The organism is Neisseria sp. S1 (assembly GCF_048060015.1).
Classification (GTDB): Bacteria; Pseudomonadota; Gammaproteobacteria; order Burkholderiales; family Neisseriaceae; genus Neisseria; species Neisseria arctica.
Genome location: NZ_JBLUPI010000009.1, coordinates 66,794 through 82,048, shown reverse-complemented (window position 1 = coordinate 82,048; position 15,255 = coordinate 66,794). Strand labels below are relative to the sequence as shown.

Annotated in this window: 12 protein-coding genes, 1 tRNA gene and 1 riboswitch; of the genes, 6 read left to right on the top strand and 7 right to left on the bottom strand. The window is 44.7% G+C overall.

Annotated features, from left to right (window positions below; translation table 11 throughout):
• Position 1 precedes the first annotated feature (1 nt).
• From ACEPPX_RS08405 to ACEPPX_RS08385, 5 genes are all read left to right on the top strand, one after another.
• Positions 2-865, top strand: coding sequence for a prepilin peptidase (locus tag ACEPPX_RS08405; protein ID WP_416623654.1), 864 nt, complete (start codon positions 2-4; stop codon positions 863-865).
• Entirely contained in the window at positions 862-1,482 is a 621-nt protein-coding gene (gene coaE / locus ACEPPX_RS08400; RefSeq protein ID WP_416623653.1) for a dephospho-CoA kinase, read from the top strand. Before ACEPPX_RS08405 ends, coaE begins: the two co-directional genes overlap by 4 nt.
• Positions 1,479-2,243 (top strand): cell division protein ZapD, encoded by a 765-nt coding sequence (gene zapD / locus ACEPPX_RS08395; RefSeq protein ID WP_047760855.1) that lies wholly within the window; start codon positions 1,479-1,481, stop codon positions 2,241-2,243. The genes coaE and zapD overlap by 4 nt, the downstream gene beginning before the upstream one ends.
• Positions 2,244-2,258: 15 nt before the next feature.
• Complete coding sequence (yacG, locus tag ACEPPX_RS08390; RefSeq protein ID WP_416623652.1) at positions 2,259-2,441, top strand: DNA gyrase inhibitor YacG; 183 nt, start codon at positions 2,259-2,261, stop codon at positions 2,439-2,441.
• A gap of 781 nt (positions 2,442-3,222) precedes the next feature.
• A complete protein-coding gene (locus tag ACEPPX_RS08385; protein ID WP_416623651.1) occupies positions 3,223-3,690 on the top strand; it encodes a pilin in 468 nt (155 codons plus the stop codon).
• Between the two features lie 101 nt (positions 3,691-3,791).
• Here the strand turns inward: ACEPPX_RS08385 and ACEPPX_RS08380 are convergent, their stop codons facing one another.
• The 5 genes from ACEPPX_RS08380 to ACEPPX_RS08360 form a co-directional block, all read right to left on the bottom strand.
• A complete protein-coding gene (locus ACEPPX_RS08380; RefSeq protein WP_416623650.1) occupies positions 3,792-4,736 on the bottom strand; it encodes an ABC transporter ATP-binding protein in 945 nt (314 codons plus the stop codon).
• A 292-nt stretch (positions 4,737-5,028) separates the two neighbouring features.
• Positions 5,029-5,922, bottom strand: a complete 894-nt coding sequence (locus tag ACEPPX_RS08375) for a DegV family protein (protein ID WP_047760851.1) — start codon at positions 5,920-5,922, stop codon at positions 5,029-5,031.
• A 369-nt stretch (positions 5,923-6,291) separates the two neighbouring features.
• Positions 6,292-7,554 carry an NRAMP family divalent metal transporter gene (locus ACEPPX_RS08370; RefSeq protein ID WP_416623649.1) on the bottom strand — a complete coding sequence of 421 codons (1,263 nt, stop codon included), beginning with the start codon at positions 7,552-7,554 and terminating at the stop codon, positions 6,292-6,294.
• Between the two features lie 487 nt (positions 7,555-8,041).
• Positions 8,042-8,611, bottom strand: a complete 570-nt coding sequence (locus ACEPPX_RS08365) for a TMEM165/GDT1 family protein (protein ID WP_416623681.1) — start codon at positions 8,609-8,611, stop codon at positions 8,042-8,044.
• Positions 8,612-8,620: 9 nt separating this feature from the next.
• Positions 8,621-8,798: riboswitch (yybP-ykoY riboswitch) on the bottom strand.
• 104 nt (positions 8,799-8,902) lie between these two features.
• Positions 8,903-11,089: a UvrD-helicase domain-containing protein gene (locus ACEPPX_RS08360; RefSeq protein ID WP_416623648.1), complete on the bottom strand. Its 2,187-nt coding sequence runs from the start codon at positions 11,087-11,089 to the stop codon at positions 8,903-8,905.
• A gap of 257 nt (positions 11,090-11,346) precedes the next feature.
• Between ACEPPX_RS08360 and ACEPPX_RS08355 the strand changes: the two genes are divergently transcribed.
• The gene (locus ACEPPX_RS08355) at positions 11,347-12,804 is read left to right on the top strand and encodes a DASS family sodium-coupled anion symporter (protein ID WP_416623680.1); all 1,458 of its coding nucleotides are present in this window, start codon (positions 11,347-11,349) and stop codon (positions 12,802-12,804) included.
• Positions 12,805-12,929: 125 nt separating this feature from the next.
• Here the strand turns inward: ACEPPX_RS08355 and ACEPPX_RS08350 are convergent.
• Positions 12,930-13,005: transfer RNA gene (locus ACEPPX_RS08350), tRNA-Lys, on the bottom strand.
• Positions 13,006-13,157: 152 nt separating this feature from the next.
• Positions 13,158-15,203 (bottom strand): M3 family metallopeptidase, encoded by a 2,046-nt coding sequence (locus ACEPPX_RS08345; RefSeq protein WP_416623647.1) that lies wholly within the window; start codon positions 15,201-15,203, stop codon positions 13,158-13,160.
• Positions 15,204-15,255 lie beyond the last annotated feature (52 nt).

Sequence of the window (15,255 nt, the reverse complement as noted above, 5' to 3'; positions counted from 1 at the left end):
TATGGATTGGCAAACTTTTGCACCTTTCGCCATCCCATTGGCAACCCTATTCGGCCTGCTAGTCGGAAGTTTTTTGAATGTTGTGATTTACCGTACCCCTATCATGATGGAACGGAGCTGGACTACATTTGCAAAAGAGCATTTGAGTATTCCTCTAACCGATGAAGAACGGCAACCCTTTAATCTGATTAAGCCCGACTCACGCTGCCCTAAATGTGCCTCACCGGTAAAAGCTTGGCAGAATATTCCCGTTATCAGCTATCTTTTACTGAAAGGAAAATGCCATCATTGCCACACACCAATCAGTAAACGCTATCCGCTTGTTGAATTGTTAACCGCCGCATTATTTGCCACCGTGGCTTGGCAATATGGTTGGAGTTGGCTCACATTAGGCGGCTTGGTTTTCACTGCATTTTTATTAGCGCTAACCTTTATTGATGCAGATACCCAATATTTGCCGGATCAGCTGACCCTGCCGCTCATTTGGCTTGGGCTTTTATTCAACCTAAATGGTGATTTTATCCCCCTTACCTCCTCAGTTTTAGGGGCAGTAACAGGTTATATGAGCTTATGGCTGTTGTGTTACCTATATAAAATAGCGACCGGAAAAATCGGTATAGGCGGCGGTGATTTCAAATTATTGGCTGCACTAGGCGCATGGCTGGGCTTAGGCGTCTTACCCGTCATTGTATTCTCAGCAGCGCTTATTGGCATTATCAGCGCACTAATCACGCGTGTTTCGAAAGGCCAACCTTTTGCTTTCGGACCAAGCTTGGCAATTGCAGGCTGGTTGGTTTTTATATTTAACCAACCAGTACACACAGCAATCGAATGGTGGTTGCGCTCCTCCGGATTTACAGGATGACTTACTGGATAGGGCTTACAGGCGGCATAGGCAGCGGCAAATCAGCCGTAGCGGCATTATTTTCCAAGCTTGAGGTTCCGCTGATAGATGCAGATAATATCAGCCGCAGTCTTACTGCAGAAAACGGTGTCGCCTTAATCCCAATACGAAACCTATTCGGCAATCAGATGTTTGATACAACAGGCCGTCTGAACCGTACTGCCTTAAGAACTTTAGTATTCAACAATCCACAAGCAAAGAAGCAGCTTGAAGCTCTGATGTTTCCGCTTATTTTGGATAATATCCGCTTACAACAGCAACAAGCAGCAGCCGTTTACGGGATTATCGAAATCCCCCAATTGATCGAAAACCCTTTGTTCTGGCCATTAGTACAGCGGATTTTGGTGATAGACGCTGAAGAAAGCATACAAATCAAACGCGTCATCAGCCGGAGCGGCTTATCAGAACCCGAAATCATCCGTATAATGGCCAATCAAGCCAACCGTCGGCAACGTTACAAATTGGCCGATGATGTATTGGCCAACAATACCACGCTTGAAATATTAAACAATAAGGTGCAAAGACTACACACCTACTATCAAGCAATATTCTCTCACTCACAACAAAAAACTTCATGATTCGCTTCGAACATCCACTCTCCGAACGTGTACGCAGTTTTCTGCGCATCGAGCATCTGTTTAACCGTTTTCATGCTGAATGTGAGCGTGATAACGGCCCATGGGCACACCACCTGGCTCTTTTCACATTATTTGAAATTATGGAGTGTGCTGCTAGGGCAGAGCTCAAGCTTGATATACTGCAAGAATTGGAACGGCAAAAAAAACTCCTTTCCTCAAGCAGATTAACCGCCTCGGAAATTACCTTGCGACATGAAGAGTTGCAAAAAGTAGCGGAAAATTTACAAGGTATCCAACAAAAATTTGGCCAACACTTACGTGAGAATGAGTGGCTGATGGCTATCAAACAGCGTATGCTGGTACCGGGCGGCACAAGCCCGTTTGACCTATCATCTTACTATTTCTGGCAACAGCAATCATTCGAATACCGTTTGGCCGATCTTCACCGCTGGATTGCCACACTAATGCCTACCTATCACGCTATCAATACATTATTGAATATCTTGCGCAGCAATACCCGCGCCGTAGATTGTATTGCAACAGGCGGAAACTACCAGCACAACAGCTTGGCACAAAATATCCATATGCTCACCATTGAGTTGGACTCCAACCGCCACGCCCTACCCGAAGTTTCCGCCAATAAATATTTTACCCACATACGCTTTCTTTCCGCTTCCCAAGAATGCGCCCGCGGTCGTCCTATTACAGAAGATGTTCCTTTCAAACTGATTATGTCGAGTTTCGATCCTGTTGTAGTTTAAAAACTAAAACCCATTATGAAACAAACAGAATTTCCGATCGTTAAATGCCCAACCTGCGGCAACTCCGTAGCTTGGCTTCCTGAAAGCCTCTACCGCCCATTTTGCAGCCAGCGCTGCAAGCTTATTGATCTAGGATCCTGGGCGAACGAAGAATATGCCGTTGAAGCTCAAGAGGATAATATAGAAACCTTGCAATAATAAAATATATTATTTTTCATATAGTTACATATTTACCATACTTATCACATAAGTGGTATTACGATTATTTTTCAAAAATAAATCCGAACAAAACCATTTTAATTTAAAACATTCAAATTCAATTTCAAACTTCCATCTTAAAAACCAACATATCTACCTAGAGCCCAAATATAAAAATACCCAGCCGGGTATTTTTATATTTCTATTTACGAAAAACACATAATCCATTCTTAAAAATTCAAGCTAAAAATATCTACCATTTTTTCAGACGGCCTTTAATACTGAAAAGCCATCTACTAATAAAAAACATTGAATATTATTGCTTCAAATTTGAGATTATTTTTTAACGGTAGCTGCTTTAATTAGAGCTAATATACAATTCCTGACAAAAAGTGGTATATTCTCACAAAAAAAACGACACTTGACATAAAAGTGTAATACAAGAAAAAAACAATTTCTGACAAAAAGCGGCACATACCTGCTTATGATATATTTAAAAAAATGTTACGCTAAGCGAATCATTAAAATTTAAAAAAATAAAATCAAAATAATCAATAGTATAAAAAAATTCCTACATTCATCACCATATTTGGCACACCCGATGCTACATATCTCACATCCACCGAGCAAAATAGTTTGGTGTAAGCTGTAAATTCCTTCTCTTACTAAACTGTATGACCCGCTAAACCTGAACAGGCCAAGCACATTACGGATATTTATAATAATAGCCCGGCCAACCGAGCTAAAAGTTTAATCACTTAACAAAACTGGAGTTTTAAAAATGAAAGCAATCCAAAAAGGTTTTACTCTAATCGAATTGATGATCGTTGTAGCGATTATCGGTATTTTGGCCGTAGTAGCCTTGCCAATGTACCAAGACTACTCTGCAAAAGCCCAATGGTCTGAAGCACCAAGTATTTCAGACGGCGTGAAAAAAGATGTAGCATTAAACTACGGCTTGAATAATACTTGTTTAACAAATGGGAAAGGTGGCATTGCCGCTAAAGACGCTATTACTGGTAAATACGTTGCTTCAGTTACCGCAGCTGGCACTGCAGCTAATGACGGTAGTGGCGGCTGCACAGTTACAGTTACCTTCAAAACCGAAGGTGTAAATGCGAAGTTAAGTGGCAAAACAGTTACTTATACTTTAGCTCAAACCAATAACAAGAGTGAATGGAACTGTACTTCTAACGTAGACAGCACTATTCTGCCTACTTCATGCTCTGCTGCTGCTGCTAGTAAGTAACCTAAGATAGCACAGCCTAAAACGCGCTGCCGCATGAATAATATTTATTCATGCGGCATATTATTTCTAATAATTATTTTTTAAACCGATATGACTTTGCTCTAAAAATAAGCAATCTGATTCGGACTTATCAATATATTCCATATCTCTCCCACCTTCAACTCCTTCCCCCCAACCCTCTGCCAATCCAGATTCAGTACTATTTCTCCATATTGGGGATGCAACAACAGCAGGCGGCAGTAGGCGGCATTCGGGATAATTTGCAAAATCTCACTTGGCTGGCCTTCTTCATGATTAAATGCCAGCGCATGTTGCGGGATATAGCGTGTTTCATCGACATTGTCCGCACCCAATAGTTTGGCAACCCAAGCATTAGCAGGGCGTTGTAAAACTTCTTGCGGCTTGCCGTATTGTATAAGCCGGCCTTTATTCATCACTGCCAAATAATCCGCCAAAACCAAGGCTTCTTCAGGATCGTGCGTTACCAATACGGCAGGGATATTTTGCCTGCGTATTTGCTCTTGGGTTTGTTCGCGCAGTTGTTGGCGCAAACCTGTATCCAAACTGGAAAACGGTTCGTCCAACAACAGTAATTGCGGGGCTACAACCAACGCCCGGGCTAAGGCTACGCGCTGCTTTTCTCCTCCTGAAAGCGCATCTACCTGTCTTTCAGTTTCGGCCGCCAATCCTACCGATGCCAATGCTTTTTCTGCCCATAATTTGGCCTCTACTTTTGAAATACCCTGCATTTTCAAACCGAAGGCGACATTTTGCCAAACATTAAGATGAGGAAACAAAGCATAATCTTGAAACATCAAGGCCACCCGGCGTTTTTCAGGCGGCGTGTGTGTTCGATTTTCACCGTTTATCCATACTTCACCGCTATCAGGCTCTACTAAACCGGCTGCAATATTTAACAATGTAGACTTACCGCAGCCTGAAGGCCCTAAAATAGCCAGTATCGAACCGGAGGCCACACTCAAGCTGATATTGTCGGATACAATTTTGCTGCCGAAGCGCTTACAGATCTGTTTCAATTCGAGCATGGTCTCATCCTATTGGCAACATCCGCCTATGTGGTTTATATAAATCTTAAAATTCATTTAAGATGGCAAAATTTTTCCCAAACCTACCGAAAATATCGTTATCATTTCCAAGAAGGTTAAAAATACTTCATAAGCATTTGAATTTATTTTACTTAATGAATAATGCCGTCTGAAAACTTTTCAGACGGCATTATATAGTAATCTTCAATACAACTGCTTAAAAGGTATATAAAGTCCAAACACGCTATAACCGCGTGTTCTAATTTTGACTCCTAAATTCAGCCAAACCAGTTTAACCGGTGCAGCCATTGCGTTTCACAATTCCCACTCCTACTGCATCAGGCCCGATATAAGCACCCACTACCGGTGAAATCGGAATACCTGTTAAATGTACGCCTGTTTTTTGGTGTAGTTTGGCTGCAAAGCGGTTATAAAGGTCAAGATTGCCACCATACATGCCGCACAATACCAAATTATTCAAATCCTCACCTTGCAAACGGGCAGCTACAGCCTCTACAGTAGCATTTAGAACATCTTCACTGTTGTTAGCAGTTTTAACCTTGGTAAGCGTATTATTGTGAAAACGCAAAACAGGCATTAAATTCAGCAAGCCGACAACCACAGCGCCTATCTTACCCAAAATGCCGCTGTTGACTAACTGATTCACCGAATGAACACTAAATATAATCTCTCCGCAAGGCCGCATCTGCTCCAATTTTGCAATAACTTCTTGCGGCGTATAACCTTCTTTTAATAATCGCATCGCCTCAAGTGCAAAAAAACCTTCTGGCATACCTGTAATACCTGTATCAAATACATAAATATCTAGCTCATCCGCCATCTCTGCTGCCACTTGACAAACCCGGCGGTAGGTTTCGCTGAGTTTGCTACTCAAAGTGGTGACAATCGCGCTATGATAGCCCAATGCTTTAAGATGCTGGAAAGTTTGGCGCAACAACTCGTATGAAGGAGGGAATGTATTGGGCATGTGGTTCGGATAACGGTACTGCCATTGATAAAATTCATCGGGCTTCAAATCCAGTCCGTCGGTATATTCATATTCAGTATCCGTACGGATGGTTAAGCGCAAAATTTGAATCAGGCTGTCGCGATCTAATACACTGTCCAACGAGCTGGTAGAAGTAGATAATACCGCACAGCGGTACATCTGATACGATCCTGCCATAAGACATTTCCCTTAGGTAGATATTTAGATTGATTTAAGAATAATCGGTAGAATTTCATGATAAACGGTATGCTGTTTTTTGTCTACAATAACAATATTAACTATAAATTGCATTCCAATCTCAAGTGAAAAAATAAAAATAATTTATTTTTCAATACAATAAAATACCTTTCTGCCACTTATTATGCCATTTGATTTAACGCTATCAAAAATATTTTTGCCTATCTCACAAGCGTATAGGTAAACTTAACAATTTATTATTTTTTAATAATATTCAAATACTTAGATAGACATAAAAATTCCGCTCCGCATATTCAATAAAATATGGATATGCGGAGCGGAGTAAATAAATTCAAAACCAGCTGATATTTATACCCAAATACCGGCCATATTCAAAACAAAAATCAAAGTAAAACCGATTAAATAAACCAAGCCAGCAACTGCCAGCAAATTCATCGGCACGGAAATGGCATGGCGGTGTGTGCTTCTTACCAGCGAATAATTTAACCACGCAATTACGGGAGCACTAAGGAAAGCTGAAATCATGGCAAAGCGCAGCATTTCTGCTAATGCACTGTTAAACCATAAAATAACCGCCAATCCGGAAAAAGCCGACCAGCAGGTCCAAAATACGACAGAACGATTGCTGTGCTGCTTACTTTGCGATAACAAGCGCACGGTTTCCGCATTCACCCGACCATAACCGTCTAGCAAAGTGAGCGTAGTACCAAACATGCAGGCAAAAGCAATAAAAGCCACCAACAGCCGAGACCACTCTCCAATCGTGGCCGCATACATATTAATCAATTGCCCGATATACTTACCGCCAACCATCTCGACAGCTTCACCATTACCATATTGAACCAGTGCGCCAAGAGCCAAGAATATCAAAGCCAAAATAGTTGAAACCGCGTATCCGATATTAAAGTCGAACATAGCATCTTTATAATTAGTCGGATCTAACTTTTGTTTTGCCGTTACCCACATCGAGTTAATAGAGGTCGCCTCAAGCGGCGCCGGCATCCAACCCATTAATGCGATAATAAATGCTAGGGAAGCCATATTCCATGGTGAAGGTTCGACAAAATCCGGCACCATCTGCATGCCGCGGCCCGCAGCAATCATTGCCGCAGCAATAGTAGCCACAGTTAAGCTGATCATGATCAGCTTGGTAATACCATCTAAGACACGGTAATGTCCCAGCAAGAGTACAAGTAAAGTTGCCAGCATCACGCCGACCGCAAGCATATTGACCGATAAAGGCAAAGTCGGTATGGCCGTTTTCACGATAACCGCCGTAATTAACGCTACCGCACCGCTGCTAATAGTAGATGAAGCTACCGTCAAAAATAAAAAAATCCATATATAAACACGGCTTTTTTCGGCATAACCTTCAACCAAACTTTTACCGGTATCTAACGTATAATGGGTACTGAAATAAAAAAACGGATATTTCAATACATTAACCAACAAAATAATGATAGCCAACTGCCAACCGTAAAGCGCGCCTGCCTGTGTAGACGCGATCAGATGAGAACCGCCAACCGCAGCAGAGGCCAACAAAATACCCGGCCCCATCGCGCGCAAGCGGCTGCTCCAAGTAGATTTCTGATTTGCAACATTTGTTTGCATATTTCCCTCTTTGAGTAACTTTTTAATAATATTCCCTTTTCAGACGGCCTGAAATATCAAGCAAAACCATAGGATATACAACTGGAATACAGTCCGTTGGAGATATAATTTCAATATGTGATCAAGCGCAATATTTCTACTAAAATTTATTTTTCCACAAACATACGAGCGACTGTAAACACCCAGAGAAAAGTTTGCATATTAGCCTTATTCGATTAAATAGGCCATTTACCCAATTAGCTAATTATTTTTAAAATATAAAAAATATAAAAATTTATTTTTAAAATTTCATATTTTTTGAAATATTATTTCTGTAATAATTTGTAATCAGCAGAGCTGTCGCTTTTTAAACAAACTGATATTTTTATGCCCAAGCTTACCGATTAACCCCATTTTTCTACTTTTTTATTATTTATCAGTAAACAAGCCATCTGAAAACTTTTCAGACGGCTTAAATACAAATCGGCAAAACTATACTTACATACAGTTACAAACTAATGCCCCCTCCGGCAAGGGTGAGTACGCCCAACACACAAAACAATACACAGGCAGCCCAACGGATGGTTTTGGCCGGAATACGCTTCATCAACATTTCACCTACATACACGACCGGTACGGTAACCAACATCAAACCCAGCACACTACCGGCAACCACACCAACGGTATCTTGATATTTGGCGGCCAACAATACCGTAGCGATTTGGGTTTTATCGCCTATCTCAGCCAAGAAAAACAACACCAGCGTAGCCGAGAATGCACCGTATTTCAGCCAGCGGCTGTCGGTTTCATCTTCTTTATCGGGTATCAGCAGCCACAGGCCGACGGCGATAAAACTGATGCCGACTATCCATTTCATCATATCGGGTGATAGAAACTGCGCCAGCCATGTGCCTAACAGTGCCGAAACAAAATGATTGAGCAAAGTGGCAATAAAAATACCGGCGATAATGGCATTTTTTTGGGCAAAACGTGCGGCGAGAAATAATGCGAGAAGCTGGGTTTTATCACCGATTTCGGCAATGGCGACCGCCAGCGTTGAAGAAAAAAAAGCTTCCATAATCGAATACTCAAAACTGTGGGCAAACAAAAAAGACACAACAGGCGCTGCCCACCGGCGGCTCTGCGTGTCTTAAGTCTTGCCTGTCTCGGTATCAAGATGCCGTTACCATGCCCTATGGCAATTATGTTGATAACGGCTCCGCACATCTGAAATATGCGGATGGCTACTCCCTTAAGAGCAAACTATCGGCATTTTAAATTTATTTAATCCAAAGAGCAAGCTGCCGCTGTTGAAAAATGCCGTCTGAAAATTCTTTATACCCGGCAAATAACCATCTGGTTCAGGTTTTCAGACGGCCTCTAATTTCGCAAAAGCCGTATCCAGCTCTTTAATGCCGTTTTTGCCGAAATTAATGGTTAAGCGTGCCGATTCACCTTTATTTAATGCTTCGATGATAACCCCCGTACCAAATTTGGCATGGCGTACATTTTGACCGATACGGAAACCGTCATAATCCTGAGCGGTCTGATAAGAGCTGGTTTCTGATGCTTTGTTGGCTTTGGCAGAGCCGCCTATATAATAAGACTGCTTGGGCGATGCCGTGAGATAATGCAGCACTTCTGACGGAATTTCATCAACAAAGCGCGAACGTACCCCGAAATGCGTTTGCCCGTGTAGTAGCCGCTGTTGAGCCATACTCAAATATAAGCGTTTGCGCGCGCGCGTAATGGCCACATACATTAAACGGCGTTCTTCTTCCAAACCACCTTTTTCAGCCAAGCTGTACTCACTGGGAAATAAGCCTTCTTCCAAGCCGGTTAGGAATACTGCCTGAAATTCCAATCCCTTAGCCGCATGCACAGTCATCAGCTGTAAAGCTTCCTCTCCTTCTGAGGCCTGATTTTCGCCTGATTCCAAAGCCGCATTACTTAAAAAAGCCAATATAGGGAACAGCAGATTTTCTTCCGCACCTTCGGGCAAAATTTCAAAATTGCTTTCGTGCGGTTTGAAAGCCACGGCCGCATTGACCAATTCCGCTAAGTTATCCAGCCGTTCTTGCTGGTCTCCTTTTTGGTTTTTGTAATAATCGGCCAAACCGCTTTCGTGAATCGTTCCCAACAACATTTCCTGCAAAGGTACCGTAGGTGCTTGCGCCTGTAATGTTTCGATCAAGCGCACGAATGCCGCTACTTTGGCCGCTTTGCTCCCCATTGAACAAGCCGCCTGCCATAACGACACGCCCTGTTCCCGGGCTGCCGCCTGAATGTTTTCAACCGTACGGCTGCCGATACCGCGCGGCGGGAAATTGATCACACGCAAAAGTGCATTGTCGTCATCGGGATTGACTGCCAAGCGCAGATAAGCCAAAGCATGTTTGATTTCCTGCCGCTCGTAAAAGCGCAAACCGCCGTATATTTTATATGGCATACCCGAACGGAAAAGCGCCTGCTCGATCACGCGCGACTGGGCGTTGCTGCGGTAGAGTACCGCCATTTGATCCAAAGGCCAGCCTTCCCTCTGCAAGGCTTTTGCCTCATCGATAATAAACTGTGCTTCGTCAAAATCGGTAGGTGCCGCATGAAAACGCAGCTTTTCGCCGTCTTCCGCATCGGTACGCAGATTTTTTCCCAACCGCTCGGCATTATTACCTATAACGGCATTTGCAGCGGTTAAGATGTTGCCGTCCGAACGGTAATTCTGTTCAAGCTTAATCGGCTCATCAATTGAAAATTCACGCATCAATGCAGTCATATTACCGACATGGGCACCACGAAAGCGGTAAATCGATTGGTCGTCGTCTCCCACTGCAAACACAGCGGCATGTTCGCCTGCAATTAATTTTAACCAAGCATATTGCAGCTTATTGGTGTCTTGAAACTCATCCACCAAGATATGATTAAACCGCTGGCTGTAATGGTTACGTAAAACCTCATTACGCTGAAGCAATTCATAACTGCACAACATTAATTCGGCAAAATCAACCACGCCTTCGCGACGGCAGATTTTGTCGTATTCGGCGTAACACTCAATCATACGTTGGGTATGCGGATCAGGGGCATGCAAAACATCGGCGCGCAAACCGTTTTCCTTTTGCGCATTAATAAAACCCTGTAGCGAACGCGGTGCAATGATTTCCTCGGCAATATTCAAAGATTTCAGCAAGCGTTTGATCAAAGAAAGCTGGTCGCCGCTGTCAAGAATCTGAAAGGTCGAAGGTAACCCGGCATCTTTATGATGCAAACGCAAAAAACGATGGCACAAACCGTGAAACGTCCCCAACCACATCGCGCGTACGCTTACCGGCGTCATCGCGGCCAAACGCATCTGCATTTCCTTGGCGGCCTTATTGGTAAAGGTAACCGCCATAATACTGTGTACGCTCGCCTGTCCGCTTTGCAACAACCAAGCAATACGCGTTGTCAGCACGCGTGTTTTACCGCTACCTGCTCCGGCCAGCACCAATGCAGATTGTGGAGGCCAGGTAACGGCGGAAAGTTGTTCGGGATTTAACCCGGAAAGAAGATTGGTATTCATGATACGTATTGTAACGTTTTTCATCTCTACCGAGTATTTTTCAGACGGCTCTCAAATCCATAAAGCAGGTTAGGCATAACTATCGACAGGCCGTCTGAAACTCTTTTGCCAACCTCATTCCAACGTACTTAAATCTGAATTTTTTGCGATGCGTCAGATAAAATTAAAGGCGGGCAATGCTAAGATAAAGCTTGACACAGCAATCTTAATAATCAAGCGTTTTCACAAATAAAAGGAGCAGCAAAATGGAAAACAAACTGGGGTTCAAACCCATACCCGCAGCCATCGCAGTAGGCTTGGCGCTGCTGATATGGTTTGTTATACCCGTTCCCGAAGGCGTAAGCCCTCAAGCATGGCACTTATTGGCTATGTTTGTAGGTGTGATTGCAGCCATTATCGGCAAGGCCATGCCCATCGGAGCGATTTCAATTATCGCCATCATGTTGGTCGCACTCACCGGCGTGACCAGTGAAAAGCCGGCCGACGCAATGAAAGACGCGCTTTCCAGCTTCTCCAGCCCGCTGATTTGGCTTATCGGTATTGCCATTATGATTTCCCGCGGTATTTTAAAAACCGGCTTGGGTGCACGAATCGGCTATTACTTTATCGCTATGTGGGGCAAGCGCACCTTAGGCATCGGTTACAGCCTAGCGCTTTCCGAGTTGATTTTGGCTCCCGTAACCCCTAGTAATACCGCGCGCGGCGGCGGCATCATACACCCCGTGATGAAAGCCATTGCCTCCAGCTACGATTCCGACCCGGAAAAAGGCACGCAAGGCCGTATCGGTAAATATCTGGCTTTGGTGAACTACCACAGCAACCCCATCACTTCGGCCATGTTCATCACCGCCACAGCACCCAACCCCCTAGTAGTCGATATCATCGCCAAAGCCACCAACAGCGATATCCACCTCAGCTGGGGCACATGGGCGTTAGCCATGCTTCTACCCGGCTTGGCCGCTATGCTGCTGATGCCGCTGGTACTCTATTTTGTCTATCCGCCCGAAATCAAAGCGACACCCAATGCCGCCCAATTCGCCAGAGAAAAACTGGCCGAACAAGGCCCCATGAACCGCGGCGAAATCATCATGTTGGCCATTTTTGCAGTATTACTGCTGCTATGGGCAGGCATTCCGGCCTTGATTTTAGGCGATGCGTGGAAAGTAGATGCCACTACTACCGCCTTTATCGGTCTTTCCCTACTGCTGCTCTCCGGTGTACTCACTTGGGACGATATCCTCAAAGAAAAAAGCGCATGGGATACCATCACATGGTTTGCCGCCCTTGTTATGATGGCCACTTTCCTAAACAAACTCGGCCTGATCAGCTGGTTCTCAGGCCTACTTGAAAACGGCATCGGCCACTTAGGTTTGGGATGGATGGGCGCATCAGCATTACTGCTCTTGGCCTATATGTATGCCCACTATATGTTCGCCAGCACGACCGCCCACATTACGGCCATGCTCGGTGCGTTTTATGTAGCGGGCATCTCCCTCGGTGCCCCGCCCATGCTTTTTGCACTGATGATGGCCGCCGCTTCCAGCATTATGATGACTCTCACCCACTACGCTACGGGAACCTCTCCCGTGATTTTCGGATCGGGCTATACTACCTTGGCCGAATGGTGGAAAGCAGGCTTTATCATGAGTGTTGTCAATCTACTGGTTTTCGTGGTGATTGGCGGTATTTGGTGGAAAATCTTAGGCTATTGGTAATAGTCCATATCAAAAAAAGCCAAGCAAATGCTTGGCTTTTTTTACATTTTAAAACCCATAAATAAAAATATGAATTTATCTAAAAATAAAAAACCTAAACATCTCTGTTTAGGTTTTTTGAAATCTGGTGGGTCGTGAAGGATTCGAACCTTCGACCAACGGATTAAAAGTCCGCTGCTCTACCAGCTGAGCTAACGACCCGAAGACGCGTATAATACAGAAACCTTTTTTAGCTGTCAACACTTTTTCTGTATTTTATTTTCTGTATTTTTAAACGTAAACCCGCCGCAAATAAAATACAGACCGTCTGAAAGGAATGAATACTTTTCAGACGGCCTGATTCATCAAGCTACTTAGGCGGCTTCGCTATCAAATCCGCTGTGGCGCAATAGTGCATCGATTCGAGGTTCGCGGCCACGGAATGCTTTAAAGGATTCCATCGCACTGCGCGAACCGCCCACGGCAAGAATTTCCATCCAGAAACGTTTGCCGGTAGCTTTAATATCATCGCTTTCTTCAAAAGCCGCATAAGCATCCGCACTCAATACTTCGGCCCATGAATAACTGTAATAGCCGGCAGCATAACCACCTGCAAAAATATGGCCGAAGCTGTGGGCAAAGCGGTTGTATTCAGGCGGTTGCACCACGGCAACTTCTTTACGCACGTTTTGTAATACTTGCTGCCATTGTTTCAGACGGCCTGCCTCGGTTTCGCTGTAAATCAGCATATCAAACAGGGCAAACTCCATCTGACGAACCATAAACATTCCGCGTTGGAAATTTTTAGCCGCAACCATTTTATCGAACAAGCTGCGCGGCAATACCTCACCGCTGCTTTCGTGAGCCGACATATCGGCCAACACTTCATATTCCCACACGAAGTTTTCCATAAATTGGCTCGGCAACTCCACTGCATCCCATTCAACGCCGTTGATGCCGCTCACGCCCAATTCATCAACCTGGGTAAGCAGATGATGCAAACCGTGGCCGGTTTCATGGAACAGGGTGATGATTTCGTCATGCGACAGGCGGGCTTCTTTACCGCCTACGGGCGGCGTGAAGTTGCATACCAAATAAGCAATCGGCGTTTGGGTTTGTCCGGCCTTATCACCTGCCGGAAAACGGCGTCGGCCCCGATAATCATTCATCCATGCACCGCCACGCTTACCTTCGCGGGCGTACAAGTCCATATAAACGCCGCCGATAATCGAACCGCCTTTTTCCAATTCAAAATAGCGCACATCGGGATGCCATACCGGAACGGTTTTTTCAATCAGATTAACGCCGTAGAGGTGGTTGATACGGGCAAAAAGTCCGGCCAATACTTTGCCGACGGGAAAATATTTTTTCACTTCGGTTTCGCTAAAAGCATATTTTGCCTGACGTAGTTTCTCACTGGCGTAAGTAAGATCCCAAGCCTGCGGATCGGCAATACCCAATTTTTCTCGGGCAAACTCGGTTAGCTCAGCCAAGTCTTTTTGTGCAAACGGTTTGGCACGGGCAGCCAAGTCGCGCAAAAAGGCTAATACTTGCTCTGGGGTATCGGCCATTTTGGTGGTTAATGAAAGCTCGGCATAATTACGGTAGCCCAATAATTGCGCCTCTTTCAAAGCCAGTGCCAAGCGTCGGTTGATATTTTCGGTATTGTCGTATGCCGCATCACCCAATTCGCTGGCACGGGTTACATAAGCACGGTAGATCTGTTCGCGCAAACTGCGGTTATCGGCATACTGCATCACGGCAATGTAATGCGGCATTTGCAGGCCGATCTTATAGCCGGTTTTACCCTCGGCTTGAACGGCGGCGGCAAACATGGCTAAAGCTTCTTCAGTCAAACCGCCCAGCTCGCTGTCGTCTTCGAAATACAGGGCAAAGGCATCGGTGGCATCAAGTACGTTTTGGGAAAATTTAGCGGCCAATTGCGCACCCTCTGTTTGCAAGGCAGCAAACTCTGCCTGCTCGGCGGGAGGCAGCTCTGCACCGCTCAAAATAAAATCGCGCAAATCGTGATTGAGCTTGGTTTGTTGCGCCGCATCCAAGCGTGCGAATTCAGAGCTGTTTTTGATGGTTTTGAAGCGCTCGTAAAGCTCGATATCTTGGCTGATTTCGGTAAAAAACACAGTTACTTCGGGCATAAGCTCGTTATACACCTGACGCAACTCGGGCGTATCGACAACCGAATTCAAATGAGCGACCACGCCCCAAATGCGGCCTACCCGCTCGGTAATATCGGTCAAGCGTTCAACGGTATTGTTCCATGTGATGTCGGTTTGTGCTTTTACGGCGGCGATTTCGCTTCTGGCCTCGGCCATCGCGGTTTCTATTGCAGGGCGGATATCGGCGGTTTGGATTTGATCGTAACGCGGCTCGTCGGCCAGATTCAGTAATACGTTGCTCATGCGGTTTCCTCTAGATATGTTCAGACGGCCTTGACGTCTGAAATAATGATTC

What these genes read in the sequence shown, in the direction of transcription:
- ACEPPX_RS08405 (WP_416623654.1), top strand. Translation starts at nt 2, where the DNA reads ATGGATTGGCAAACTTTTGCACCTTTCGCCATCCCATTGGCAACCCTA.
- coaE (WP_416623653.1), top strand. Translation starts at nt 862, where the DNA reads ATGACTTACTGGATAGGGCTTACAGGCGGCATAGGCAGCGGCAAATCA.
- zapD (WP_047760855.1), top strand. Translation starts at nt 1,479, where the DNA reads ATGATTCGCTTCGAACATCCACTCTCCGAACGTGTACGCAGTTTTCTG.
- yacG (WP_416623652.1), top strand. Translation starts at nt 2,259, where the DNA reads ATGAAACAAACAGAATTTCCGATCGTTAAATGCCCAACCTGCGGCAAC.
- ACEPPX_RS08385 (WP_416623651.1), top strand. Translation starts at nt 3,223, where the DNA reads ATGAAAGCAATCCAAAAAGGTTTTACTCTAATCGAATTGATGATCGTT.
- ACEPPX_RS08380 (WP_416623650.1), bottom strand. Translation starts at nt 4,736, where the DNA reads ATGCTCGAATTGAAACAGATCTGTAAGCGCTTCGGCAGCAAAATTGTA.
- ACEPPX_RS08375 (WP_047760851.1), bottom strand. Translation starts at nt 5,922, where the DNA reads ATGGCAGGATCGTATCAGATGTACCGCTGTGCGGTATTATCTACTTCT.
- ACEPPX_RS08370 (WP_416623649.1), bottom strand. Translation starts at nt 7,554, where the DNA reads ATGCAAACAAATGTTGCAAATCAGAAATCTACTTGGAGCAGCCGCTTG.
- ACEPPX_RS08365 (WP_416623681.1), bottom strand. Translation starts at nt 8,611, where the DNA reads ATGGAAGCTTTTTTTTCTTCAACGCTGGCGGTCGCCATTGCCGAAATC.
- ACEPPX_RS08360 (WP_416623648.1), bottom strand. Translation starts at nt 11,089, where the DNA reads ATGAATACCAATCTTCTTTCCGGGTTAAATCCCGAACAACTTTCCGCC.
- ACEPPX_RS08345 (WP_416623647.1), bottom strand. Translation starts at nt 15,203, where the DNA reads ATGAGCAACGTATTACTGAATCTGGCCGACGAGCCGCGTTACGATCAA.